The 4,732-nt window shown below is 70.5% G+C and carries 3 protein-coding genes; all 3 read left to right on the plus strand.

The window, feature by feature from the left end:
- Positions 1-396: 396 nt before the first annotated feature.
- Positions 397-1,410 (plus strand): hypothetical protein, encoded by a 1,014-nt coding sequence (locus CJZ98_RS17135; RefSeq protein WP_094592324.1) that lies wholly within the window; start codon positions 397-399, stop codon positions 1,408-1,410.
- A 52-nt stretch (positions 1,411-1,462) separates the two neighbouring features.
- Positions 1,463-3,127 carry a DnaB-like helicase C-terminal domain-containing protein gene (locus CJZ98_RS17140; RefSeq protein ID WP_094592325.1) on the plus strand — a complete coding sequence of 555 codons (1,665 nt, stop codon included), beginning with the start codon at positions 1,463-1,465 and terminating at the stop codon, positions 3,125-3,127.
- A 5-nt stretch (positions 3,128-3,132) separates the two neighbouring features.
- A partial coding sequence (locus CJZ98_RS17145; protein ID WP_198537935.1) for a DNA primase occupies positions 3,133-4,732 on the plus strand: 1,600 nt, incomplete at its 3' end.

The following is a 4,732-nucleotide window of genomic DNA, read 5'->3' on the forward strand; positions in this document are numbered from 1 at the left end:
GGTGGGGGTCAGGGTCATGCAGCAGGGGCAGGGAGCGGGGCCACCGGGTGGCGGCCGCCAGGAGGATTCCCGCGTTGCCTCGCTTGTGCCATCCGGGCGGGATCTGCTACGGGGGGGCGGACCTATGCAGTGCGGGGCATACGGTGCTTCGCCCCTGGGACCTGTGGTGATTCACCCCTGGGGCCTGGGGTGCTCACCAGCTGGGGCCTGCACTGACCCACCGGTGGGGCCTGAGCGGTCCCCCATCTAAATCTCTAGAAAGATCAGAAGATCCAACCCAACAGAACAGCCGGATCGGAGGGCTGAACTGGATCAGAGAAGCCCCATCGGTACGGACGTCTGAGAGACCGCCGGTAGCCTCCCGCGTCTCGACAGGAGCAGGTCCTCCTGGTCCGCATGCGCTTCTACGCCGTCCGCACGGAGGCCATCCACCAGACCCACATGGCGCTGCAGCAGCTGGAGCAGGGCCGGCGCGGCTCCGCCAGTCCGAGCCGAGCGATGCGGGTCGCCCAGCTCTACGGCCACCTGCAGTGCCGTGCCAACGGCGAGCAGATGGTGCAGGTAGCCCTGCGGGATCTGGCGGCGGCCTGGCACCTGCAGCCGCGCCTGCTGCGCACGGACCTCAAGGATCTGCAGGCTCTCGGCTGGTTGGACTACAGCAGCGGCCCCCACGGCACCCTGATCCGGCTGCAGAACCCCGAGGGCTGCAGCGAACAGCGGAAGCGCTCGCAGTCCACCGGTCACGCTCGTGGCCTCTCTGCCGCTGTTGGCGACCCCCTCCACACCGAACCGGCGCCCGCAGCTGCTGTCCAGCTGCCAGGTGTCTCAGCCGCCCAGCCGGTGGCTTCCAGCGAGCCGGCGCGGAGCCTGATCGATCAGTTCGCCACCCGCTACAACCGCCAGCGGCCTGCCAGCTGGCCCGCCTACAGCCCGCGCGGCAGCGCCCTGGCGGCCCGGCTGCGCCGTGCCATCGCCCACGCCGGTGGAGAGGAGACGTTCTGGCCGTTGTTGACGCAGGCCCTGGCGGGAATGCCGGAGTTCTGGCGGAGCACCTATCCCCAGGGCCGCAGCGGCGCCGACTGTGCTTCCGTTCTGTTCAGCGCCGATCGCCACGCCGCAGGCCTGGGCGTCGAGTTCTGGCATGTCTTCTGCTGGAGCGGGGCCCCGGGCATCGTTGCTGGTGGTGGGGTGGGTGCGGATGTTGGGCACGCGCCTGGGCCGCAGGAGTCCGACTTCCGGCGCGCCTGCCGGTTGTTCGCCTGGGGGGATCACGCCTGGCGGGGGCAGGGGATGGAGGCCTTTGCACTGCCGAACAGCGAGAAGCAACGGCTGACGGAACTGCTGGAAGCCGCCGGCCTCGGCGCACACGGCCAGGCCGCACGCCAGTTCGCCCAGACGACCACGGCCTGACGCCCGAATCCCGACGCTTCAGACCCCAGAACCTCGCCCCCTGTCTCACGTCATGACGGCTACCCCATCCACCGCCCAGATCGGCGCCATCCCCGGTGGCTTTGATCCCGCCCTGGTGCAGAGCCTGATCGAGCAGGGCGTGTTACTGGAAACTGCCGCCGGACTGGTGGCCACCGAGGCGCCGGTGGCGCCGCCGCCTGAGGGGTTGGTGGAGCACGAGAAGAACCTGCTCGCCGCCGTGCTGATCGGTCCGGACGATCAGCGCGAGCGCTGGGGCCAGTTCCGCCGTGCCATCGGCCTGCGCTTTGACGAATGTGTGCCCGGTTCCCTCTGGAGTGAGCCTGGCCTGCGGGCGCTCGCGCTGGAGATCGATGCGCTGTTCCGCGGCCAGCGCGACCTCGCCGTGCTCAACGCCAGCGCGCTCCGTGAGGACCTGCACCAGCGCGCTGCAGATGGTCGCTTCCGCGGCTCGCTGCAGCAGCTGGAGACGGCCCTCTCGGAGGTGATTGCCTGGGGGGAGGGGGGCCAGTCCCACCCGGAGCTGGAGTTCAGCCTGGCCTGCCAGCTGTTCCAGAGCGCCAAGGCGCGGGCGCTGTTCTATCCGGGCCTGCGCCAACTGCTCGCCCGAGAGCAGGTCGACAGTGGCATTGACGGCGAACTGGAGCGCTGTCGTGGGCTGCTCAATGAGGCCACGGCGATCACCGCCGGCCGCTTCCGCCAGAACCTGCAGATCTGCAGTGCAGCGGATGCCGCCCGTGAATGCATCGCCCTGGCTTCCCTGCCGGCAGAGCAGCGCCCCAGGCCGGTCTCTACCGGGATTCCGTCGCTCGACATCGACATGCGCGGCGGGATTCTCCCGGGCACCGGCGACAGCACCTGGGTGCTCGCCGCACGCTCAGGCATCGGCAAGACGACGGTGGCGATCGCCGCAGCGATGGGCCTGGCCATCAATGGCGCCTCGGTGCTGGTGCTCTCCTGTGAACTGAGCCGCCGCGCCATCGGGGCTCGGCTGCTCTCGAACTACTGCCGCCGGGCGGCCGGGCAGTTCAACGCCCGCTACGGCGCCAACGACCTGGAGGGTCGCGGCGCGGTGATCGAGGGCCGTGATCTGGATGCGTTGCAGCAGTTGTCTGCTCAGTTCTCGGAGGGTGTGGCTCCCAACGGCGATCGCATGGGCCGCGTTCTGTACCAATCGAAGTTCGCTGCCACGGTGGAGGAGCTGGCGGCGCTGGTGGAGGACTGCAAGAGCGCCCATCCCGAGCTGGCAGCGGTGGTGCTTGATCACTTCCACGCCATGGGCCCGACAGCGGGCTACGGCAGCAACACAACGGCGGAACTGGCGGCGCGGGCGACGACGATCAAGGCCCTGGCCGGCCGCTGCGAGCTGGATGTGTTCGTGGTTGCCCAGCTGAATCGCGGCGCCTACGGCAACCCCACCGGCCCCGATGTCTCCCACCTGGCGGGCACCTCGGAGCTGGAGCGCTATGCCTCGGCGGTTTGGCTGATCGATCGCCCCAAGCTCGATGAGTTCAGCCCCGCCAAACCGGGAGTCCTCGAGGTGCACCACGGCAAGTGCCGCCACGGCCAGATGGCCGGCGGCCTGGACTTGAGCAAGACGACCATCCGCCTCGATCGCAGCCACTGCTATCTCGAGGCCGACGAGGCCCGGAAGCTGTTCACCGGCAGCGACCTGTATCCCGGTGTCGAATGCCTGTGAGGGCCGTGGGCGGCTCCGCTGCCGCTGGCCCCGCCGGGCTGGTGACGCCGGCGCTGCTGGAGCGCGTGCGCGAGCGAGCCCGCATCGAGGAGTTGTTCAATCCTGCCGAGTTGCGCAAAGCGGGCCGCGAGTTCCTGACCCGCTGCCCCTGGCACGACGACCGCCGCCCCTCGCTGACCGTCAGTCCGGCCCGCAACCGGGTGCATTGCTTCGTGTGCGGGCGGGGCACCGACGCGATCGGCTGGTTGCAGGACCGCCAGGGTCTGTCGTTTCAGGAGGCGGTGCTGGAGCTGGCGCAGCGCTGCGGGATCAGCCCGGTGGAGGGAGACCCGGCGGCGCAACAGCGCTGGGAGCAGGAGCGGTGCCAACGGCGCGAGCTGCTCGCCCGGCGTCAGCGCCAGCGGTTGCAGTTCCACCAGAACCTGGAGCGGCAACTGGTGAACGGCGGCCCGGCGGCCGAGCTGCTGCGAAGCCGGGGCCTGAGCCCCGAAACGGCGCGCCAGTGGCAGCTGGGCGCCATTGACGGCCGGTTGCTGATTCCACTGAACGATCCCTCGGGGCACTGCCTGGGCTTCTGCGGCCGGGCCCTGGCTGGTCAGCTGCCCAAGTACCGCAACAGCGCAGGCGATCTGCTCTTCCAGCGCAACGGGCTGGTCTTCGGCCTGGACCGGGCGGCGGCGGCAATCCGGCGGGAAGGCGTGGCGCTGCTGGTGGAGGGTCCCCTCGATGCCATCCAGCTACACCAGGCCGGCTTCTGCCATGCGGTCGCCTGTCTGGGCACCAGCGTGTCGCCGCTGCAGCTGCAGCTCCTGCGCCGCCATGGGCTGCGTCACCTGCTGATCGCCTTCGACGGCGACAGCGCCGGCCGCAGTGCCACGGCGCGGCTGCTCGAGCAGCTGCAGCCCCAGCTGCTCAGCGGAGAGCTCACGGCCGCGGTTCTGCAGCTGCCCGAGGGTCAGGACGCCGATGGGCTGGTGCGCAGCCAGGGCGCAGCGGCGCTGGAGGGGCTGATCGCCGGGGGCGAGCACTGGCTGGAGTGGCGGCTGGCGCGGCTGTTGGAGTCCCTGGATGGGTCGGAGATTGGTCGTGGTGGCGCCCCTTTGGAGCTGTTGCAGCGGATCGAGCGCGAGGGTCAGGCGTTGCTGCAGACCCTGCCTGAGGGGGTTCTGCGCCGCACGGCGGAACGGCGGCTGGAGCAGGGCCTGGCGCTGCGGCAGAGCGGCCTGGAGTCACTGACGCTGGCGGGAGCTATGTCGCCTGCGGCTCTGGGGCCCGTGACCCAGGGGCCCGTGGCGTTGCCACTTGCGGCCCTGCTGTCTGTGGCCTTGCCACTGGTGCCGGCGACCACGGCCCGTCAGCGGGCGGAGCGGCGCGTCGTTCGGCTGTTCATCCATGCGCCCGACTGCCGCGATCCGCTGCTTGCCCTGTCGATCACGGACCCCGCCTGCCGCGCTGGCCTCGACTGGGCCTGCAACCTGGCGGTGGCGGTGGCTGAGGATCAGCTGCCTGCGGCGCTGCTGCAGGTGGCGGGACAGCTGGGCGGGAGCACCGCCGCCCTGTTGCGCCAGGCTGCCGCGCCGGGGGAGGAGGTGGTGGAGCTGCTGC

This window comes from Vulcanococcus limneticus LL, from assembly GCF_002252705.1.
GTDB classification, from domain to species: Bacteria; Cyanobacteriota; Cyanobacteriia; order PCC-6307; family Cyanobiaceae; genus Vulcanococcus; species Vulcanococcus limneticus.